Consider the following 20,505-nt stretch of genomic DNA (forward strand, 5'->3'; position numbering starts at 1 on the left):
ACCTTTCTATTTTTTAAAGCTTAATATGATGCGATAATTTTTGCATATATAAGGAACGGATTAACAAGAAAAAGATAATTTCAATCGTTCCAAAGATTGTAAGAACCACTGTAATCTCAGCAAATAACGACAGATTTATGATTTCTTGCAACATTTTTGTAGCAAAGATTGTATGAATGGAAGCTATAATATATGGAACAAAGAATAAAATTGCAAGCTGAATGGTTGCTGAGCGCTTCATCTCAGACTCCGTTAAACCAATCTTCGTAACGGTAATATATTTTTCTTGCTCGTTTGTTAAATCCGTATACATTCGGAAGTAAAGTACACTTCCAGCTCCAATGAAGAAAATAACACCAAGGAATGTGCCAATTAAAAAGAATGAAGCGGTACTTAATTTAATTTCGTATAGTGTATTACTTGCTTCCTCCATCATATATAAAGGCTCTGTAGATGAGATGTTGTGTCGCTCTTTTGTTAATTTTTCAAAATACTCTGCAGCGATTTCATGTGTCTTTTCCCAGTCTTTTACTTGAAAATTATAAAGCGTCATATGTCTCATGTTATTTGATAAAGCATTTACTGTATCATCAGATAAAATCAATATTTGTGATGTCCATCCAGTTGGTATCACGCTAATAAGTTCGTAACCTTTTACATGTAATGTATGTCCACTTTGAGAAAGTTTGATGCTTTTTTGCATGTACTCTTCTTGCATGGGTACCAATACGTTTTGATACCCGTACCCAGGTAATATATATGTTTCATCCGTCTTTACAGAAAGTTGCTTACGATGTAAAGCAGTTGCAAGCTTATTATAGTCACTTTTCTTTAATACATATGCCTCTTGTTCATAAGTAGTCGTTTCATCCTTTTGTAATGAAATTGCATATAAGTCCGTTTCGAACTTTTTATATGAAAATTGCTCTTCGCTAAGTCGCTTTTCTAACCAGTCCATATGCTGCGTGACAAGTGGATTGTTGTCGTATGAAAGATAGGTAAATGGAAATGGACTATTGTTGGTAACATCGAGTTTTATAAACTTCCCAAATCCATATATAAATGTAATCATTGTAAATGCAAGGGTAGATAGCATTGCTACAATAAACAGCATATTAATATTTGTCCGAATGCGGTTTGCTAAATCTGAAATCCAAAGCATATTAATTCGTTTCATATAAAACTTCCGTCTTGCTTTTAAAATACGAATGAGCAGGAAGCTAATTTGTGAAAAGAAAAAATAGGTTCCCATTGCAACTAATGATGGAATAACGAAAATACTAGAAACAATGTATATAGACCCTATTTCAGTACCAAGTGATACAAAGTATTTTGGATTTCCAGCTAGCACATAACCGGAGAATAAACATATAGCACCGAATAGAGAAATAAGTATAGATGGCTTTCGTTCTTTTTGTTTCACTTTCCCTTCCTTTAGAAGTCGCACCGCTTTTCTTGTTCGAATGAGTATAGGAGTGAATGCTGATACGACGATAAAGAGTCCAAGAAAGATTACAGCTGTTAAAATGATGGCTTCTGTTGGCCAATATAAATATAGTCCTGGGGCATATGTAATTTTCGCTGTTACTAATAAGAAAAACTGAGAAAATACAAGTCCGAATTGAATGCCAAAAAAGATAGATAATACTCCAATTAACATATTTTCTAAGAAAATAAGTCGTTTTAATTGCTTTCTGGATATTCCTAAAACAGTTAAAATACCAAATTGTTTTTTTCGAACCTTTAAGAATGTACCGATGGAGTAAAGTAAGAAAAAGAACGAGAAGAACACGATAACTACTTCCGAAAATATCATTAATCCTGAAATTCCATCAACCAAGTTAGACCCTTGTAATCGAGGATGAAATAAATACACCGCAAATGAAAAGAAAACGGCAATGGAAAATGCACTACTTATGAAATAGGCGAAATAAGCCCTTGAATTTCGGGTTACGTTTTTAAATGCAAACTGCCAAAATGTCATGCTGTATACCTCCGAATAGAAGATATAGTTTGAGTCGTGTTGCAAAAAATGTATGAGAGTGAATTCTCATACATTTTGCTGAAATGTGTTATGTTCATTGCTCTGTCACCTTCCTAGGTTCATCGGCTTGTGTATTCGCAGCGTTATGGAAGATGATTTTGATGCTTGTTCCTTTACCAACCTCAGAATCTAATTTCACAGAATGTCCTAAATAAGAGCAAATTTTACTTACAATATAAAGTCCCATACCAGTTGACTCTCCAAATGCACGACCATTTTTTCCAGTATAGAATGGTTCGAATACTCTTCGAATATCTTCTTGTGGGATACCAACACCTTCATCACGAATTTCTAGAATAATGTCTTTTCCGTTTCGATAAGCGGACAAGAAGACTTTCTTGCCACGCTCGCCAGAATAGCGAACTGCATTGGTCATTAACTGATAGATAATGAATTTAAGCCACTTTGCATCAGAAGCAACCGTAAGGTCAGAGTGGACTTCTAAAACGGGGAAAACCCCATTGCGAATAAAGAGTTCTTTTAAGCCATTAATATTTTTTGTTACGGCATCCTTGAGTGAAATCGTTTCTACATGGAAGTCTTCGTGGAAGTTATTAAGTCTTGCCATATATAAAGCCATATCAAGTCCTTGATTTAATCTTTCTAATTCTTTTTTAAATTTAGGAATGAGGTGTTCATCTTCCATTTCGAGTACCATAAGTTGCATAACAGAAACGGGTGTTTTCATTTGATGCACCCAGTGGTTAATAAACAATTGATGTTCTTGTTGTTTTACTTCATATGTTTGTAGCTCTTTTTGGAAGAGGCGATACTGCGTACGAACAAGTTCATTTACGCCGTGCGGCATCGGTGCAGTCGCTCTTTCAATAAACGCATCTTCCATTTTTTCTGGTGGCTCACTTAACCTATGATACATTCTGCGGTTGCGAACATAGCGATAAGCAAGGAAGCAAATAAATAAATATAAACTTAATACAATAAAGTAGAACTTGTTGCTTTGGAATCCATCTATTGCATCATAGAGAATGAAAATGATACCGAAGTTTAATGCATAAAGAAGAAAAAATGCAAAATGATCACGCAAAAATAACTTCATTCTTATTCACTCCAAGTTGCGTTAAAACGATACCCTAATCCGCGTACTGTTTCAATTGCATTCTCAATACCAAGTTCATTGAATTTCTTACGAAGGCGTGTAATGTTTACGTTTAATGTATTCTCTTCAACGAAGCTTTCATCATCCCAAAGTGCAGCTAATAAATCTTCGCGGCTTGCTGTACGTGGGTGTTTTGATAGTAGCATTTCCGCTAATATTGCTTCTTTTTTTGTTAGTAAAACTTGTTCCGTTTTAAAGTGAATCTCTGGACGTTCTGGATATAGTTTTAAACCTTCCACTTCCACAATACGTTCTGAAATGTTTGGTGCATAGTCACCGTAAATGCGGCGTAATTGTCCTTTAATTTTTGCCATGACAACATCGTAGTGGAATGGTTTTGTAATATAATCATCCGCACCATTTTCAATTGCCATAATTTGTTCCATCTCACCAGCACGTGCAGAAATGAAAATAATTGGGCAAGTTGATTCATGACGAATTTGACGGCACCAGTAGAAGCCATCGAACTTCGGTAAGTTTACATCTAGAAGCACTAGGTGTGGTTTCACTCTATTAAAAGAATCCATAATATCATCAAAGTTATCAGCAACAACCGCTTCATAACCATATTTTTGAATGTGAGACTGAAGTAAAGATGAGATATTTGGATCGTCTTCAACGATTAAAACTTTATACATATATATTCCTCCTCAAAAAACAATTGTAGCTATAGTGTAACATGTGTTTCTAGTCTTTTCATTATCTTGCAACAAGCGTTAGTAAACAGTATAGGGCAAAAGTGGAAAAAGTAAAAAGGGATGTGGATATAATTGACAATTTATAGTTTTTATTTTAACATTTAGATAAATATCTAAATGTCTAATTAGTGAAAGGAAGAAAGACATTGAACCAAGCATTTAAAGCATTAGCAGACCCAACAAGGCGAAAGATTTTAGATTTATTAAAAGAAGGTGATTTAACGGCTGGTGAAATTGCCGAACACTTCAATATGACAAAGCCAAGCATTTCGCATCATTTAAGTGCACTTAAAAACGCTGAACTCATTCAAGATGAAAAAAGAGGGCAATTTGTTGTGTATTCTTTAAATACAACGGTATTTCAAGATTTATTAACATGGGTATTTACGTTTACGAATAAAGGGGGAGAAGGGAAATGAGAAAACATCTTTTTGCAATCATATTAATTCTTATAACTTGTGTAGCATGGACGATTGCTTGGCCATATCTGCCGGATACAATTGCAACGCATTGGAATGGTGGTAAGGTAGATGGTTATTCTTCTAAACTATACGGAATGATTTCTATGGTCGGGATTATGATTGGCTTATATATATTTCTAAATGTTTTACCCAAAATTGATCCAAAGAGAACAAATTACGAGAAATTCTCTAAAGGCTTTATGGTGATGAATAATGGGATACTTGTTTTGCTTTTTGTAGGGAATATAGATATTATCACCAGTGGATTAGGATATAACTTATTTATAAATCGAATCCCAGAATTATTAGTTGGTATTTTATTTTTAGTGATAGGGAATTATTTACCACAGTGTAAACCTAACTTCTTTGTGGGTATGCGTAATCCATGGACACTCAGTAATGAGGAAGTATGGCGTAAAACACATCGTTTTAGTGGAAAGGTATTTGTAGCTTTGGGACTCCTTATGATTGTAAGTATTGTTGTACCAGCTGAGTGGAGATCATATATCATGCTTGCAATGATATTAATTGCTGTGGTGCTAACGAATGGATATTCTTATATTTTATATAAAAAGGAACAACCATAAATAGTAGATACGACTTAATGATATGTGGTAAGGATGAAGGCTTATTGCGTGTCATTTTAGTTTTTGAAGTCTGAATATTCGGTCTTATTGCGCGCCAGTTTAAATCGATTGGAGGAGAGCCTATGTTAGAAATCATAAATTTTAGCAAAACATACAAAGGTGGTAAAAGAGCAGTAGATGATTTGAGTTTAACTGTTCAAGCGGGAGATATCTTTGGATTTATCGGTCACAACGGTGCAGGGAAAAGTACAACGATTAAGTCGCTTGTAGGTGTTATAGACTTCGAAGAGGGAGAGATTTTTGTTGATGGAAAATCAGTAAAAAAAGATCCTATTGCGTGTAAAAAAGTAATGGCATATATTCCTGATAATCCAGATTTATATGAGCAATTAACAGGAATTCAATATTTGAACTTTGTCGCTGATGTTTTTGGGGTATCGGCAAAAGACAGAGAGGAACGGATACAAGAATATGGGGATGCTTTTGAGATTACGCCATATTTGGGAGATTTAATATCCTCTTATTCACACGGCATGAAACAAAAAGTAGCGATTATATCAGCAGTTGTGCATCATCCGAAATTATTGGTTTTAGATGAACCTTTTGTCGGTCTTGATCCAAAGGCGGCTCTTGTACTTAAGGGGGTTATGAAGGAACTTTGTGAATCAGGCAGTGCCATTTTCTTTTCTACTCATGTATTAGATGTAGCAGAAAAATTATGTAACAAGATAGCGATGATTAATAAAGGAAAACTAGCAATCTCGGGGGAAGTAAAGTCTTTGACAAGGGAACATTCATTAGAAGAGCTCTTTATGAAGGTGCTTGCCGATGAAGAATAATTCGCTAGCTCTTTTAAAAATCCGTCTGATAACGCAGCTTGGACTAAATACTTTTAAGTATGAAAAAGATAGGAAAAAGAAGCAAAATAAAATTTTAATTTCGGTATCAATTGCTTTCGTGGCTGTTATGTTGATGTTATATTGTGGAAGCGCGGCATATGGATTGGTAAAACTGGGGATAGGTGAAGTAATTCCAGTTTACGCATTTGTTATTAGTAGTGTATTAGTTTTGTTTTTCACGATGTTTAAAGCGAATGGTGAGATTTTTGCTTTTAAGGATTATGATTTTGTCATGTCTTTACCGATTCGTGTAGATACGATTATCGCTAGTAGATTTTTGTATTTGTATGTATTAAATACGTTGTTTTCAATGATAATCATGCTGCCGATGGGCATTGTTTATTGTATATACGAGAGGCCATTAGCTTCTTTTTACTTGATGTGGTTCATAACCCTGTTTACAGTATCTTTAATTCCGACAACAATTGCGGCAGTTTTTGGGGCAGGTATTACGGCAATTGCCTCCAAATTTAGATATGCAAATAGAGTCACTACCATTTTAAGCTTGGTGGCAATCATTATTTTTGGTTACTTTATGTTCAAACAAGGAAATACGAAATATAGTTTTGCAGATTTAGAGGGGATTGGAGCAATTGTTCCAGAGGGGTTAGTGAAGGTGTATCCATTAGCTAACATTTTTCAAAAAGCAATTGTCGATGCTAATATTGTAGCTTTTATCCTTTTTGTTGGTATATCAGTTATTTGGTATTATCTTTTTGTAAAAATACTAGCCTTTAAATATAAACAAATCAACACAGGTATCTCTACGTACCATATGCTTTCAAATTACAAGATTGATCGTATGAAGAAAGAAACAGTATTGATTGCATTATACAAAAAAGAACGGAAGCGTTTCTTTTCTTCTACCGTATATGTGATTAATATTGGTATGGGAGTTGTCATGGCAGCTATTTTCTCACTTGCGGTGGTTATAGTAGGACCAAATCAATTCACCGGATATCCAGGCATCGAAACGATTTTACAAAAAGTAGCGCCATTTGCTGTCTCAGCAATGATTGCTATGACATGTACAACATGCGTATCATTGTCGTTAGAGGGAAAAAACGTATGGATTATCAAATCATTGCCCCTAACACCTAAAATGATTTATGACAGTAAGATTCTCATGAATCTTTCACTCAGCATCCCTACCTCGATTATTAGTGGCATCCTTATGATGATAGGTTTAAAGGCGGATATTTGGACTTCTATGTTAATCATAATAACTCCTATTGCATATTCATTTTTTTCAGCAGTATGGGGTGTTTTTATTAATAATCGATTTGTCAATTATGACTGGGTGTCAGAAACACAAGTGGTGAAACAGAGTATGGGATCTGTTCTTGGTATGTTTGGAGGTATGATTATGGCTGTCGTACCTGCTTTGCTAGTAGGTACAGCTGTGATATCAAACTATAGGTTGTTTACTTTTGTAGTTGTTGTAATGATCTCGATTATCACTGCAACATTGTATAACAATGAATCTAAAAGAAGTATAAAGTGAAACGTTAGTCTAAAAAGCGCCATCGATAAGATGAGCGCTTTTTTCCACCTTACAGAATTGTAATGTTTCTGTAAGGAGAATGAATAGATAGCTCTTTGTCCCAGTGTTATAGTAGCAAAGTAGTTATTTCACAAGGTTAAATTTTGTTTTCTTCTGCTAAGTGCCCTTACATAACTGTCATGTTTGTGTAAGAAACATCGATAGTGGCAAGAGTGGAAGTTAAGATATAGTGAAAATAGAGAATAGAAGAAGTGAGGGATATAGAGATGAAGACGGTATTAGAAGCGAAAAATATTAAAAAAGTATACGATACAGGCGGAAATACATTCGAAGCGCTAAAAGGTATTAACTTACAAGTACAAGAAGGGGAATTCGTTGGAATTATGGGACCTTCTGGATCTGGTAAAACGACTCTTTTGAATGTTCTTTCTACAATCGATAATGCAACGAGCGGTGAAATCTTAATTGATGGGAAAGACATTGTGAAAATGAATGATGATAAATTAGCATTGTTCCGCCGCGATCATTTAGGTTTCATTTTCCAAGATTATAACTTGTTAGATACGTTAACGGTGAAAGAAAACATTGCATTGCCACTTGCGTTATCAAAAGTGAAAGCAAGCGAAATTGATCGTCGCGTTCTGGAGATTGCGAAGAAATTTGGTATTGATCATATTTTAAGTCAATTCCCGTACCAAGTATCTGGTGGACAAAAGCAGCGCTGCGCGGCATCACGAGCAATCGTTACAAATCCAAGTATGATTTTTGGGGATGAGCCAACAGGGGCACTTGATTCCAAATCAGCAACAGATTTATTAGAAAGTATGAAGGCATTAAATGAATATGATAATTCAACAATTTTAATGGTAACGCATGATGCATTTGCCGCGAGTTATTGTAAACGTGTTATCTTCATTAAAGATGGTGAGCTATATAAAGAATTGCATCGCGGGGACTTAACACGTAAACAATTTTTCCAACAAGTAGTCGACGTAATGTCCGCAATTTCTGGGGGGATGACAGATGACATTATCTAGTATTGCCCTCCGCAACATACAGCGGAATTTTAAGGATTACTTTTTATATTTTGCATCTATGATCTTTAGCATCGTCATTTATTTTACATTTAAGGCGCTTGAGTATAACTCACAAATGGAAAAAGCAGCGGAAGGTTCTAAGAAAATTAGTGGAGCATTCCAAGTATCAAGTGTGATGCTGATTATTTTCGTAGCGGTATTTATTATATACTCTAATGGATTCTTTACACGTAAGCGTAAAAAAGAAGTTGGTTTATATTCTCTACTAGGAATTCGAAAAAGACAAATTGGTAAAATGTTATTTTATGAAAATATGCTGATGGGCTTGATGTCATTAGTAGTCGGAATCGCGATTGGTAGTGTACTTTCAAAGTTATTCCTTGAATTATTAGTAAGCATGATGGGATTAAATTTAAATGTACATTTTGAATTACCAATGGCTGCAATTATTGATACGGCAATTATCTTTTTTGTGATCATTCTTTATACATCACTGCAAGGGTATCGTTTAATCTATCGCTTTAAATTAATTGAACTTTTCCGTGCGGAGCGTGAAGGGGAAGAGATGCCAAAAGGATCCGTGATTATGGCATTACTTTCAGTTTGTTTAATCGGTTCAGGTTATTTCTTATCACTGATGTATATTAAAGCAATTAAATATGCAGACTTTATGACAGTCGCGCTTTATATTTTACTTGCAACAGTACTTGGTACGTACTTACTATTTATGTTCTTTACAGTATTTGTATTAAAACGAGCAAGAAACAAGAAATCATCTTTCTATAACGGTATGAACATGGTAACGACGTCCCAACTACTGTACCGTATTAAAGGAAATGCAAAATCCCTCGCAACAATTGCGATATTAAGTGCGGTAACATTAACAGCGGTCGGTACGTCGGTTACGATGTATTACAACACATTTAAGCAGGCGAAGGAATTTGCACCGTATAGTTATTCGTATGAGAAAAAAGATGCAGCATTAGATAATAAAATAGAATCTATTTTTAATGAGGAAAAGAAAAACCATCCAGTTACAAATCAATTTGAAGTTGAGATGGTTCCTGTGAAAGGAAAGTTTGAAGGAAAACAAGCAGATATGCTTGGAAATACTCATTATCGAATTACTGAGCAATACCAACTTATCTCGAAATCATCTTTTAATACCCTTGCGAAAAAGATGAATATAGATACAGTGGATATAGGGGCTGATGAGGCCTTTGTATATGATGGTTCATATATTGAGGAATATGAGTTTAACGCTGACTATAAAGGACATAAAGCCGTATTTCCAATTGGAAAAGAAACAAAGACTCTAGCAATTAAAGGTACAGGAAGTAATAATGTCACAAACTTAGGTGAATTATTTGTAATTGTTCCAGATCAAGTATATGAACAAGCTAAAAAAGTAGTTGGAACACGCGTTGTGAAAAATATTGATGTTAAAGATGAAAGAAACAGTAAAGTTCTAACAGAAAAATTAGCGAAAGTCATGCCGGCTGGAAAATCTGAAATTGAAACACCATTCAGAGACTTCTATACTGGTTTCCAAGCAGGACTTGAAGCGACAGGGTTAATGATGTTTATTGGACTATTCTTAGGTTTAGTGTTCTTGCTTGCAACAGGTTCTATTATTTATTTCAAGCAGTTAACAGAAGCAAGTGCAGATCGCGATCGTTATGTTGTACTTCGTAAAGTTGGAGTTACAAAGCGAGAAATGAAAAAGGCGATTGCAAAACAAGTAGGTTTTATATTTGCAATTCCATTAATAATTGGGATTTTACACAGCTTATTTGCGCTAAAAGGCTTATCAAACTTGTTACCATTTGAAATATTGATCCCATTATTAATGAGTATCGGTGTATATAGTGTTATTTATATTGGATATTACTTCTTAACAGTTCGTTCTTATTACAAGATTGTGAGTGCGAAGTAATGAAGAAAGCAGCTATCGCTATAGGCGGTAGCTGCTTTTATATTTTCTATCCTGTTCATTTCTTCATAAAATCTTAAGAAATTTCCATGCTATTTTTTAAAAAATGATAGTTATACTTGGAGCTATATTAGATGATACCGAATGAAAGGGAGAGGTTAGAAATGCAATTTATTACATTCTTAACCGAATTTGTGAAGCATCCAAAGAATACTGGGGCAATTGCACCTAGTTCGAATAGATTAACCAAAAAGATGGTAGGCGCAATTAATTTTGAAGAAGCAAAGTATATTCTAGAATTGGGGCCTGGAACAGGAGCATTTACACGAGAGATTATAAAAAGAAAAAAAGAACACACGATATTTATCTTAATTGAAATTAATGAAGTTTTTTTCAAAAAGTTACAGGAGCAGTTTAAGGATGATCCAAACGTTTTAGTCATACATGGATCAGCGGAGAATCTAAAGAAGTATATAAAGGAGTTTCAAATAGAGAAGGTTGATTACGTATTATCAGGATTACCCTTTACATCTTTACCAACGGAAGTATCTTCTCGTATTTTATCCAGCGTAATAGAATCATTAAGTGAGGACGGCGAGTTCATTACATTTCAATATTCGCTTGCAAAGAAAGCATTTATCCAAAACTTTTTTCAGGAAATTTCACTAAAAAAAGTTTGGTTGAACCTTCCTCCAGCGCATGTTTTTAGTTGTAGAAAGGCATGCACGTAATGGAATTACATGAATTGTTATCTTATATTGAGACGTATGGTTACGGGGCTTTATTTTTTTGTTTATGGCTTGGGATTGTAGGTATGCCAGTTCCAGATGAAATGATTGTGATGAGTGGTGGCTTTGTATCGTCGCTGGACATACTAAATATAATTCCGGCCTTTTTGTTAACCTATTTGGGCGTTGTGTCAGGCCTCTCTTTAGGGTATATACTTGGAAGGATATTTGGTGCTAAAGTACTTGATAAATTGTTGGAAAAGAAAAAAGCGAAGTACTTGCTGAAATCACAAGAAATGATTGGTAAATACGGACAGTATGCATTAGTAACAAGCTACTTTATACCTGTCGTTAGACATATCGTACCCTATTTAGTTGGGATGAGTAACATGAGATTTCAAACGTATGCTTTGTATTCCTATACGACAGGATTTGTTTGGACATTGCTTTATTTCGTACTTGGATCTTTGTTTGGAAAACATATCAAAATGATTGTAGAACTGGCAACGAAGTATGGTATTTATTTAGGGGGAGTAGTTGTCGTCATAGGTAGTATTTTTTATTTGTACCTACAAAAGAAGAAGCGAATAGTAAATACATAAATAATCTAAAATGAAGTTGTCTTCGTACATGGCAATGGCTTTAAAGTTTCCCCTAGATGCATGGGGCTTTTTACGTACAGTGTAAATATTTCTTAGAAATGTTTTATAAAAAAATAAAAGGTTGTTAATGTTTTAGGTAACAACCTTTAGTAACCGATATAAATAAACTTCCATCAGAAATCGATGGAAGTTATATTTGGTTTTATTTTTCTGTAACAACCGATGCGATATATGGTAAATTACGATATTTTTCAGCACAGTCAATACCATAGCCGACGATAAACTCGTCTGGGATTTGGAAGCCAACGTATTCTGCTTTTAAGTCAACTTTACGACGTTCTGGTTTATCAAGTAATGTACAGAATTTCAATGCTTTTGGCTTATGCATAAGGAAGTGATCTTTTAAGAAGTGAAGTGTTAAGCCTGAATCAATGATGTCTTCTACAACAATTACATTTTTGCCTGTAATGTTGACATCGATATCTTTTAATAACTTAACTTTTCCTGTTGTTTCCGTTTGGTTTCCGTAACTAGATGCAGAAATAAAATCGATAGTTACTTCATTTTTAATGTGACGAATTAAATCAGCAGCAAATACGAAAGAACCTTTTAATACAGCGATTACAACGATTTCTTCGCCTTCAAAGTCGCGTTCAATTTGTAGTGCTAGTTCTTTTACTTTTGCTTGTAACGATTCTGTAGAAATTAAAGTGTCTTTTATTTCAATGTTCATAATAATCCTCCTAGATTGTAAAACTGGTGAACATTTCGACTGTAAAGGATTGAGAGGAAAAAGTCAAAAATGAGAAGTACATATTTGATAAAGGTTTATTTCTTACAAAAATGTAAGGTGATTTGTAAGGAAAATCGATAGTTACATAGTTGTCTTTTGGATAAACTTATGAATGTAAGGTAAAAGGCAAGCACATTTTAGGTAAAGTAAGCTATAGGCACTCTATGTGAAGAAGGAGTAGAAGGGAATGAAGAAACGTTGGACAACCTTTGCTTTGTTATCAGCTAGTAACACAGTTGTATTAGCTGGAGATATGAGTTTTTCGTATTTGTTTGATCGAGAAAAAGATCATTCTTCTTCCATATTTACAATGGAATGGTGTAAACGGAGCGAAAGTTGTAAGTTTGAAGAAGAGACCCCTAATGAAGAGCGAAGAGTCATTTTCACAAACCCTATAAAGGCATGGGGTGTTCAACGTCGTAAGTGTAACGTCACTAATCACTTAAAGAAAACTGAGCCGAGACAATTAGTTATCACTTCAGACCCTTTTACTTTACATTCACGTGAAAGTAACAATTAGGCACTGAAATAATGAGACACATAAAAAAGCATTGTAGAGGGAATCTACAATGCTTTTTTTGTTCTTTTTGGATGCACTTTAAACGTTCAGATATGCGGGGGATTGTATTTCTGATATTGATTCAATCTTTAACAGAAATCCATTTTATCTGCATCTCATATTTACATAACGGATATATCCTATAAATACATCTGATGCGATGTGAAAAAGCATACAAGGAGAGAAATAAAATGAAAAAGAAATTTTTACCAATCTGTGCGATGGCACTTTTATCAGTAGGGTATTCGTCAGTGGCTAGTGCGTCTACTGGCACAATGACAAAAGAAGAAGTAACGCAAGTACAGCAAGATATGGCGAAAAAAGAAGCAGCGATTCAGGAACAACATAAAAATGAGGTAGCAAAGAAAGAGGCAGTAGCGCAAGTACAGCAAAAAAATGAGATAGCCAAGAAGGAAGAAGCAGTACAGACACAAGAAAAGCAAGATATGGCAAGAAAAGAAGCAGCAATTCAAGCACAGCAAAAGGATGGAATTGGGAAAAAAGAAATAGAAAAGCAGGCAGTAAAAGGTGAAAAATTACCAAATACAGCATCAAATAGTGTAGCAATGATAGCATTAAGTGCATGCCTTATGGCGTTAGGGACATTGTTTGGATTGAATCGTCGTAAGGTTAAATCGTAAAACGAAATGTTCATTGGTCTATAAAACATGGGGTAATTTCATATATTAAAAATGGTAGGATATCCCTACCATTTTTTGCATGGAGGGATTAAAAGTGACACTTCTTAATCGTATTGGATTCGCCCTTATAATAATTGGTATTCTTATTGGAGGTTATTATTCTTTTGAATGGTATAAGGGGAAAAGTTCTGCGCAAGATTTAACGACAGAAGAGATAAAGGATTTTGAAAAAATACAATCAAAAGAGCATTCTACTGAAGTACCTGTAAATTCTCAAGTGTCTTCTTCTCAGATGTCATATAAAGAAGGTGAGAAAGTAGCTCTATTAAATATCCCGAAAATAAAGAAGAAGTTCTCTGTATATTGGGGATCTAATGATACCATTTTGAAAAAAGGAGTAGGTATGTTTGTTAGTGATATTACAACAGTCCCTTCTGAACGAGGCCATACAGTGTTGAGCGGACATCGTGATACTGTTTTTACAGAGTTAGCAGAGCTGAAAGAAAAAGATAAACTTATTATAGGATATGATAATAAAATTTATAGTTATGAGATTCAAAAAACATGGATTACACATGCGGATGATCGCACAGTCATTGTGAAGAAAGAAGAGCCAACATTAACGCTAACGACCTGCTATCCATTCAATTATATAGGAGATGCACCGGATCGATATATTATTGAGGCAAAGTTGATTGCTACTGATTCAAGATGAGATTACAGTATTCTTATCTTTTGGTATTTAGTAACGAGAGAGGGAGAAGAATATGTCAAAAACAATTTTGATTGTTGAGGATGAAGATATTTTACGTGAAATTTTGAAAGATTATTTTTTAAATGAGCAATACCAAGTACTTGAGGCAAGAGATGGAAAAGAAGCTTTATTCTTGTTTGAAGAAGAGGAAGTTCATTTAGTTATTCTTGATATTATGTTACCAGAATTAGATGGTTGGTCTGTTTGTCGAAGGATCCGTAAGACGTCTCAAGTGCCAATTATTATGCTGACAGCACGTGTAGATGAGGATGATACATTACTTGGATTTGAGCTAGGGGCAGATGATTATGTAACAAAGCCATATAGTCCGCCTATTTTATTGGCAAGGGCGAAACGATTGCTGGAAAGTAGGGCAACTATAAGTAAGTCTTCGGACAATGAAAATGATACATTATCTATTCATGGAATTTATGTTCATTTTCCTTCTCGCGTTGTTATGATAGATGGAATGGATATTAATTTAACACATACAGAGTTTGAAATATTAACGTATTTTATGCAAAATCAGGGGATTGTTCTTACGAGAGAGCAGTTGATTTCAAGAATTTGGGGATATGAATTTGCTGGTGATGATCGGACTGTGAATAGCCATATTCGTAATTTACGAAATAAATTAGGTGATAAAGCAAAGCATATTACAACTGTTGTTCGGATGGGGTATAAATTTGAGGGGAATGTATGAGAAAAGGGATTGTACTCAAATTATTTATTCTTACAGCGGCTTTATGTATGCTAATTCTAGCAACAATATTTATTGGACAAACAATATTTTTCAAACAATATTATGCAAACCGAAAGGTGAACGATATTAAAACGAATATAAGCTCTTTTGAGAGAGATTATTTGAATAATAGTAACACTGAAGCTATTCAGAAACTGGAACAAGATTTTTATCGAGAAAATAATACATGGATTACGACGTTAGATAGTGATGGCAATTTAAAACATGCAGATGATTTTTATTTAGAGGTAAAGTTGGATCGGCTATCGCAGAAGGAACTTGGAAAAACAAACATTACAATCCCTCTCTATTATCTGATGGCGATAGAAGAGGTTGAAAATGAAAAACTCCCGTATTTTTCAGGGTTGCAAATTTCAATTTATGGGATAGATAAAGATTCTACATTTGTCCCTGCTGTATTAAATGTAAGCAAGGGAAGTATAAATTGGTCCAACAAGCCTTTAGATAAGAAAGTAAATGAAATGGCTCTTAAGCTGAAAGAGGAAAGAAAAAGTGCTGCACAATTTCCTAGTACTGTTTTTGGGGGAACCATTACAAAAGTGCAACTGCCTGATAGTAAAGGGGTAGTGAATCCAATTTATAAAAATACTTTGTTTTTGGAAAGTATAAAAGAATTTCAAGCAGAATTACTGTTAAATGAAAATGAAGATAATAATGATACCTTAAGAGTAAATGACTATGAAAAAAATGATATAAAATATAAATTATTAATTAAACCAATAAAAGAAAAAGATGGTTCGTTAACATATATATTCGCAATGGCTTCCTTGCAGCCAGTAGATGAAGCGGTGCAAATGGTGAAGGATTATTATATATATATCATTGCATTTGTATTAGTACTTATTTTTCTAGCTTCTTTCTATTATTCAAAACAAATTGCCAAACCATTATTACGAATAAACGACACAACGAAAAAAATCGCAAATTTAGATTTCACTGAAAGAATCCCCATTACTTCAAAAGATGAGATTGGTGATTTATCACAAAATATTAATATGTTGTCTAATACGCTCCATTCACATATTGAACAATTGGAACAAGACATCGAAAAAGAAAGAAAGTTAGAAAACACACGAAAAGAATTTATTTCGGGTGTCTCGCATGAATTGAAAACTCCGCTAAGCATTATGAAAAGTTGCATTTCTATTTTAAAAGATGGGGTGGCAGAGCATAAGAAAGAGTATTATTTTCAGGCAATGGAAAAAGAAGTCGATAAGATGGATATGTTAATTTTGGATATGCTGGAGTTAGCTAAATTTGAGTCTGGTACGTATAAAATGAAAATGGATATTTTTTATATTGATGGAGTTATTGAGCATATATGTGAACAACTATCATTAGAAATAGCGAAAAAAGAATTGAATGTTCATAAATGCCTTTTGCCAATCGAAGTTGTTGCAAATCAACATCGTATCGAACAAGTAATTATAAATTTTGTAACGAATGCAATCCGTTATACACCTGAAAAAAAGGATATTATTATTTCTATAAGAGATGAACTGAATCGAATAAAGATTTGTATAGAAAATAAAGGCGCTCATATTGAAGCGGAACAATTAGATAAGATTTGGGATCGGTTTTATCGGATCGATACAGCTCGTCAGCGCTCAAAAGGTGGAACAGGACTAGGGCTCGCCATTTCTAAAAATATTTTAGAACTTCATGGTGTGGAATATGGTGTAGATAATACAGTAGATGGTGTACTGTTTTACTTTTATTTACATAAAAAAGTGTAGAAACGAAATTCTACACTTTTTTATTATTTCTTAATTTTATTTTGATAGCATCTTTACTTTATCTTTATATTCTACACGTATAATTTATATAAAAAATAAGGTTTACAAGGAGTAGATTAGCCATGAATAGTAATTTACTAAGTGTAATGGTATTTATATTCTTATGTGTATTTATTGTTTTTATTATTGACATAACTCATTAAATAAAAAATAAGATTGCCATTTAGGCAACCGTATTTTTTGAATTCAAATTATGTGCACCAATACTTTTAAATAAGCGTGGAGCTGTTGTAAATAGAAGCATTAGTAAAGCTGTACATAAAGCGAAAGAACCAAGCATTGTACTACCGTTCACAATCAATGAATAAAGAACAGCCGATTGTCCAGGCGGTGCGTATTTCCCAAAAAAGATAACCCCGGCAATAAAATGACAGAAATAACGTGCTAAGCTACCAATGAGTGTAGCAATAACAATATAGACCATTGCTTTCTTACCTTGATTATTCGCCATTGATTGCTGAATAGGTTGATAAAATAATCCAGCAAAACCGATAAAAGCAAATGCAACGAAGTACTCAATAAACGCTTGAACTGGCGTTAAAATATAAGCATCTCCGAATACAATTTGCAGTAGTCCCCAAATTAAGCCACCGAAGAAAGCCGTTTTAAATCCCCAGCGGTATGCGATAATAAAAATAGGAATCATAGCAAATGAAATGGAACCGCCTGTTGGAAGTTTAATCGAGATTGGTAAAATGTCGATGATTAAGGCGAAGGCTGCAAGGATTGCAGATTCAATCATCGCTTGTAAATTGGTGTTACGCATGTTCTTATTCCCCCTAAATCTTAGTTGCACAAAAAAAGAATAATTTACCATAGGGAGATATGAAATACGTAAGTAGAAAATGATGAGGTATATGTATTTCGACGCTTGCACAATTCCTACGTTAGCATTAACTAACAGGTTCTAAGGGTCGGAACGAATTGTTCCCTCTCAGCAACGAGGCTCCCCCTGTGATAACGAGATTCTTTATTTGTTAGGTTCAGTGTAATCGAAATGGATGAGAATGGCAAATGAATCTGTTATGACAATTATTTAAATATAATTGTGCAAAAATGTTAATAACTATGAAGGGAAAGCTATAGTACTTGATTCATAGAATATGATATAATTTTCATGAAAATAATTATCATTCTCTTCGAGGGGGAAGATTATGAGTTTAGTTGATATTAAAATAGGTGAAACAGTACTTGTAAAAAATATACAATCGTTAGATAAGTTATTAAAGCGTAGATTAGCTGCGTTTGGTCTTTCAGAAGGAAGTGAACTTCGTATGAAACAAAAAGCAATGTTTAAGGGACCGTGTACGCTAGAGTGCCGTGGACAATTAATTAGTATTCGTCATTGTGACGCGAAAATGATAAAGGTGGAATTAGCGTGAATAAAGTTGCATTGCTAGGGAATCCGAATACGGGGAAAACATCATTATTTAATGCGCTAACAGGTTCTTATGAATATGTAGGAAACTGGAGCGGGGTAACAGTAGAAAAGAAGGTCGGTAAGTTAAAAGATAAGCAAGGGACATTAATTGATTTACCAGGTATATATGATTTAAATCCGGTTTCTCGTGATGAAGGTGTTGTTACAAATTTTCTACTAACAGAAGAATTTCATCATATGTTAAATATTGTTGACTCTTCTCAATTTGAGCGCAATATGCATTTAACATTGCAACTATTAGAATTTGGTAAACCAGTTTCCATCGGTTTAAATATGATTGATGTAGCAAAGCAGCGTGGAATTATTATCGATGTGAACAGGTTATCAGAAATATTAGGAGTAACAGTTGTTCCTGTTGTTGCGAGAAGTGGAAAAGGCTGCAAAGAGTTACTTGCAACCCTACATGAGAGTGAGCAAAAAGAGCAAAAGCCCTTCAGTATTTCATATGGTAAACAAATAGATGCAGGAATTGCAGATATCATGGAGTTTTTAACTAAGGAAAATTATGAGAATCCAAGGTGGCTTGCACTTCAATTTTTAAGCAATAATGGAGTAGTAGAACAAGAAGTAAAGAAATTGCCGGTGTATGAAAAACTTATAGCGATTCGATCAGAATTAGAGGAAGAAATTGATGTAACGCTGGAACAACATATTTATCGTTCACGTGCAGCGTATATTGAAAAGTTAAAAACAAATGTGATTCAGCATGAGAAGGAAGGGAAAATTCCTTTTTCAGAAAAAATTGATCAGTTAATCACACATAAAGTTTTAGGACTTCCAATCTTTTTAGCTGTTATGTTTTTTATTTTTCAGGTTACGTTTACGTGGATTGGAACACCTTTATCGGATATGCTGGATGAATTTTTCAGCGGTCAACTCACCGATTGGGTAACAGCGGGTTTAACAACTATTGGGGCCTCTGATTTTATTCAAGCGCTCGTTACAGAAGGAATTATTGCCGGTGTTGGTGCTGTATTAGTATTCGTTCCACAAATCTTTGCATTATTTTTCTTTATTTCGTTATTAGAAGACTCAGGATATATGGCTCGTATTGCAGTTGTGATGGATCGTATTATGGAATTCTTTGGTTTAAACGGGAAAGCATTTATTCCAATGATTATCGGTTTTGGTTGTAACGTTCCAGGGATTATGGCGGCAAGAACGATTGAACAAGAGAAAGAGAGGCTACTTACAATTTTAGTAACGCCGTTTATGTCTTGTTCAGCACGTTTACCGGTATATGCATTATTTGCGGGAGTCTTTTTCCCTCATAACCAAGCGACTGTTGTATTTTCTTTATATATTGTTGGTATTGTTCTTGCTTTGCTTGTTACAAAGGTAATGTCTCTTACTGTTTTAAAAGAAGAAAAATCAATTTTTGTTATTGAACTTCCACCTTATCGTGTGCCCCAAGCAAAAACATTATGGCTTAGTACGTGGGAAAAAGGAAAAGGTTTCGTTCGTAAAGCGGGTACATTTATCTTTGGTGGTTCCGTTGTGATTTGGTTATTAAATTATGCAGGTCCATCAGGATTTGGCGTAGATATGGGAGATAGTTTCTTAGCGATGATTGGTGGTTTTGTGGCACCGATTTTAGCACCGCTCGGTTTTGGAACATGGCAAGCTGCGGCATCTTTATTAACAGGATTTTTAGCAAAAGAAGTTGTTGTTTCCACAATGGCCATTATTTATGCGGTGAAAGAAGATGTATTAGGAAATGTAATGGGAGCGCACTATACTGCGTTATCAGCATATGCATTCATGTTCTTCATTTTGTTATACGTTCCGTGCTTGGCAACAGTAGCTGTTATTCGCCGTGAAACAGGATCTATAAAGTGGACAATTTTCTCTGTTGTTTATCCACTTATTGTTGCTTATCTATTAACGCTCGTTATATACCAAGTTGGATCTTTACTCGGATTCTAGAAGGAGATGTATCATAATGATAATCAATATTGTCATTGGAGCTGTTATTTTTGGTTATGCAGGATATACATTATTCAATTTTGTGAAGAGAAGTAAAAAAGGGAAGTGCGCAGCATGTTCCTTAAATAAGTCATGTCAGTCGAATAGTTGTAGTCCTGATATGGAGCAAGTAGTTAATAAATAGAAAAAAGCTTTGCGAAATTGAAGTGACCCCTAAAAGTT

At 34.4% G+C, this 20,505-nt stretch carries 21 protein-coding genes and 1 riboswitch; of the genes, 16 read left to right on the forward strand and 5 right to left on the reverse strand.

The genetic code is table 11. The annotated features are described in order from the left end of the window. Positions 1-13 precede the first annotated feature (13 nt). The 3 genes from CN288_RS24505 to CN288_RS24515 form a co-directional block, all read right to left on the reverse strand. A complete protein-coding gene (locus CN288_RS24505; protein ID WP_098303305.1) occupies positions 14-1,984 on the reverse strand; it encodes an ABC transporter permease in 1,971 nt (656 codons plus the stop codon). 94 nt (positions 1,985-2,078) lie between these two features. Continuing rightward, positions 2,079-3,101, reverse strand: coding sequence for a sensor histidine kinase (locus tag CN288_RS24510; protein ID WP_090688185.1), 1,023 nt, complete (start codon positions 3,099-3,101; stop codon positions 2,079-2,081). Positions 3,102-3,103: 2 nt separating this feature from the next. Next, a complete protein-coding gene (locus CN288_RS24515; protein WP_026593864.1) occupies positions 3,104-3,799 on the reverse strand; it encodes a response regulator transcription factor in 696 nt (231 codons plus the stop codon). A 206-nt stretch (positions 3,800-4,005) separates the two neighbouring features. Between CN288_RS24515 and CN288_RS24520 the strand changes: the two genes are divergently transcribed. The 8 genes from CN288_RS24520 to CN288_RS24555 all read left to right on the forward strand — a co-directional run bounded on the left by CN288_RS24520 (position 4,006) and on the right by CN288_RS24555 (position 11,610). Continuing rightward, positions 4,006-4,278 (forward strand): autorepressor SdpR family transcription factor, encoded by a 273-nt coding sequence (locus CN288_RS24520; protein ID WP_016116817.1) that lies wholly within the window; start codon positions 4,006-4,008, stop codon positions 4,276-4,278. Continuing rightward, positions 4,275-4,907: an SdpI family protein gene (locus CN288_RS24525; RefSeq protein WP_098303306.1), complete on the forward strand. Its 633-nt coding sequence runs from the start codon at positions 4,275-4,277 to the stop codon at positions 4,905-4,907. Before CN288_RS24520 ends, CN288_RS24525 begins: the two co-directional genes overlap by 4 nt. Positions 4,908-5,029: 122 nt before the next feature. Then, complete coding sequence (locus CN288_RS24530; RefSeq protein ID WP_026593862.1) at positions 5,030-5,746, forward strand: ABC transporter ATP-binding protein; 717 nt, start codon at positions 5,030-5,032, stop codon at positions 5,744-5,746. Then, on the forward strand, positions 5,736-7,310 hold the full coding sequence (locus tag CN288_RS24535; RefSeq protein WP_098303307.1) for a putative ABC transporter permease subunit: 1,575 nt from the start codon (positions 5,736-5,738) through the stop codon (positions 7,308-7,310). The genes CN288_RS24530 and CN288_RS24535 overlap by 11 nt, the downstream gene beginning before the upstream one ends. Positions 7,311-7,576: 266 nt before the next feature. After that, a complete protein-coding gene (locus tag CN288_RS24540; protein ID WP_026593860.1) occupies positions 7,577-8,347 on the forward strand; it encodes an ABC transporter ATP-binding protein in 771 nt (256 codons plus the stop codon). After that, positions 8,334-10,283 (forward strand): ABC transporter permease, encoded by a 1,950-nt coding sequence (locus CN288_RS24545; protein ID WP_098303308.1) that lies wholly within the window; start codon positions 8,334-8,336, stop codon positions 10,281-10,283. Before CN288_RS24540 ends, CN288_RS24545 begins: the two co-directional genes overlap by 14 nt. A 161-nt stretch (positions 10,284-10,444) precedes the next feature. Next, complete coding sequence (locus tag CN288_RS24550; protein ID WP_090688176.1) at positions 10,445-11,011, forward strand: class I SAM-dependent methyltransferase; 567 nt, start codon at positions 10,445-10,447, stop codon at positions 11,009-11,011. Next, positions 11,011-11,610 carry a DedA family protein gene (locus CN288_RS24555; protein WP_098303309.1) on the forward strand — a complete coding sequence of 200 codons (600 nt, stop codon included), beginning with the start codon at positions 11,011-11,013 and terminating at the stop codon, positions 11,608-11,610. Before CN288_RS24550 ends, CN288_RS24555 begins: the two co-directional genes overlap by 1 nt. A 202-nt stretch (positions 11,611-11,812) precedes the next feature. Here CN288_RS24555 and hpt read toward each other — a convergent pair whose 3' ends face one another. Continuing rightward, on the reverse strand, positions 11,813-12,343 hold the full coding sequence (hpt, locus tag CN288_RS24560) for a hypoxanthine phosphoribosyltransferase (RefSeq protein WP_026593856.1): 531 nt from the start codon (positions 12,341-12,343) through the stop codon (positions 11,813-11,815). Positions 12,344-12,590: 247 nt separating this feature from the next. On the opposite strand from hpt, the gene CN288_RS24565 reads away from it, so the two are divergent. From CN288_RS24565 to CN288_RS24585, 5 genes are all read left to right on the forward strand, one after another. Next, on the forward strand, positions 12,591-12,923 hold the full coding sequence (locus tag CN288_RS24565; protein ID WP_098303310.1) for a hypothetical protein: 333 nt from the start codon (positions 12,591-12,593) through the stop codon (positions 12,921-12,923). A gap of 230 nt (positions 12,924-13,153) precedes the next feature. Then, positions 13,154-13,603: an LPXTG cell wall anchor domain-containing protein gene (locus CN288_RS24570; protein WP_098303311.1), complete on the forward strand. Its 450-nt coding sequence runs from the start codon at positions 13,154-13,156 to the stop codon at positions 13,601-13,603. Between the two features lie 94 nt (positions 13,604-13,697). Next, entirely contained in the window at positions 13,698-14,318 is a 621-nt protein-coding gene (locus tag CN288_RS24575; RefSeq protein ID WP_098303312.1) for a class D sortase, read from the forward strand. A 52-nt stretch (positions 14,319-14,370) separates the two neighbouring features. Continuing rightward, a complete protein-coding gene (locus CN288_RS24580; protein WP_026593852.1) occupies positions 14,371-15,060 on the forward strand; it encodes a response regulator transcription factor in 690 nt (229 codons plus the stop codon). Beyond that, the gene (locus CN288_RS24585; RefSeq protein ID WP_098303313.1) at positions 15,057-16,856 is read left to right on the forward strand and encodes a sensor histidine kinase; all 1,800 of its coding nucleotides are present in this window, start codon (positions 15,057-15,059) and stop codon (positions 16,854-16,856) included. Before CN288_RS24580 ends, CN288_RS24585 begins: the two co-directional genes overlap by 4 nt. 223 nt (positions 16,857-17,079) lie before the next feature. On the opposite strand, the gene thiT is transcribed toward CN288_RS24585, so the two are convergent. Then, on the reverse strand, positions 17,080-17,682 hold the full coding sequence (gene thiT, locus CN288_RS24590; RefSeq protein ID WP_026593850.1) for an energy-coupled thiamine transporter ThiT: 603 nt from the start codon (positions 17,680-17,682) through the stop codon (positions 17,080-17,082). A 95-nt stretch (positions 17,683-17,777) separates the two neighbouring features. Beyond that, a riboswitch (TPP riboswitch) is annotated at positions 17,778-17,879 on the reverse strand. 191 nt (positions 17,880-18,070) lie between these two features. Between thiT and CN288_RS24595 the strand changes: the two genes are divergently transcribed. The 3 genes from CN288_RS24595 to CN288_RS24605 are packed head-to-tail and all read left to right on the forward strand — an operon-like array spanning position 18,071 to position 20,467. Next, a complete protein-coding gene (locus CN288_RS24595; RefSeq protein ID WP_026593849.1) occupies positions 18,071-18,298 on the forward strand; it encodes a FeoA family protein in 228 nt (75 codons plus the stop codon). Continuing rightward, entirely contained in the window at positions 18,295-20,283 is a 1,989-nt protein-coding gene (feoB, locus tag CN288_RS24600; protein WP_090688162.1) for a ferrous iron transport protein B, read from the forward strand. The genes CN288_RS24595 and feoB overlap by 4 nt, the downstream gene beginning before the upstream one ends. Positions 20,284-20,299: 16 nt before the next feature. Next, the gene (locus tag CN288_RS24605; protein ID WP_026593847.1) at positions 20,300-20,467 is read left to right on the forward strand and encodes a FeoB-associated Cys-rich membrane protein; all 168 of its coding nucleotides are present in this window, start codon (positions 20,300-20,302) and stop codon (positions 20,465-20,467) included. Positions 20,468-20,505 lie beyond the last annotated feature (38 nt).

Source organism: Bacillus sp. AFS023182 (assembly GCF_002560575.1).
Lineage (GTDB): Bacteria > Bacillota > Bacilli > Bacillales > Bacillaceae_G > Bacillus_A > Bacillus_A arachidis.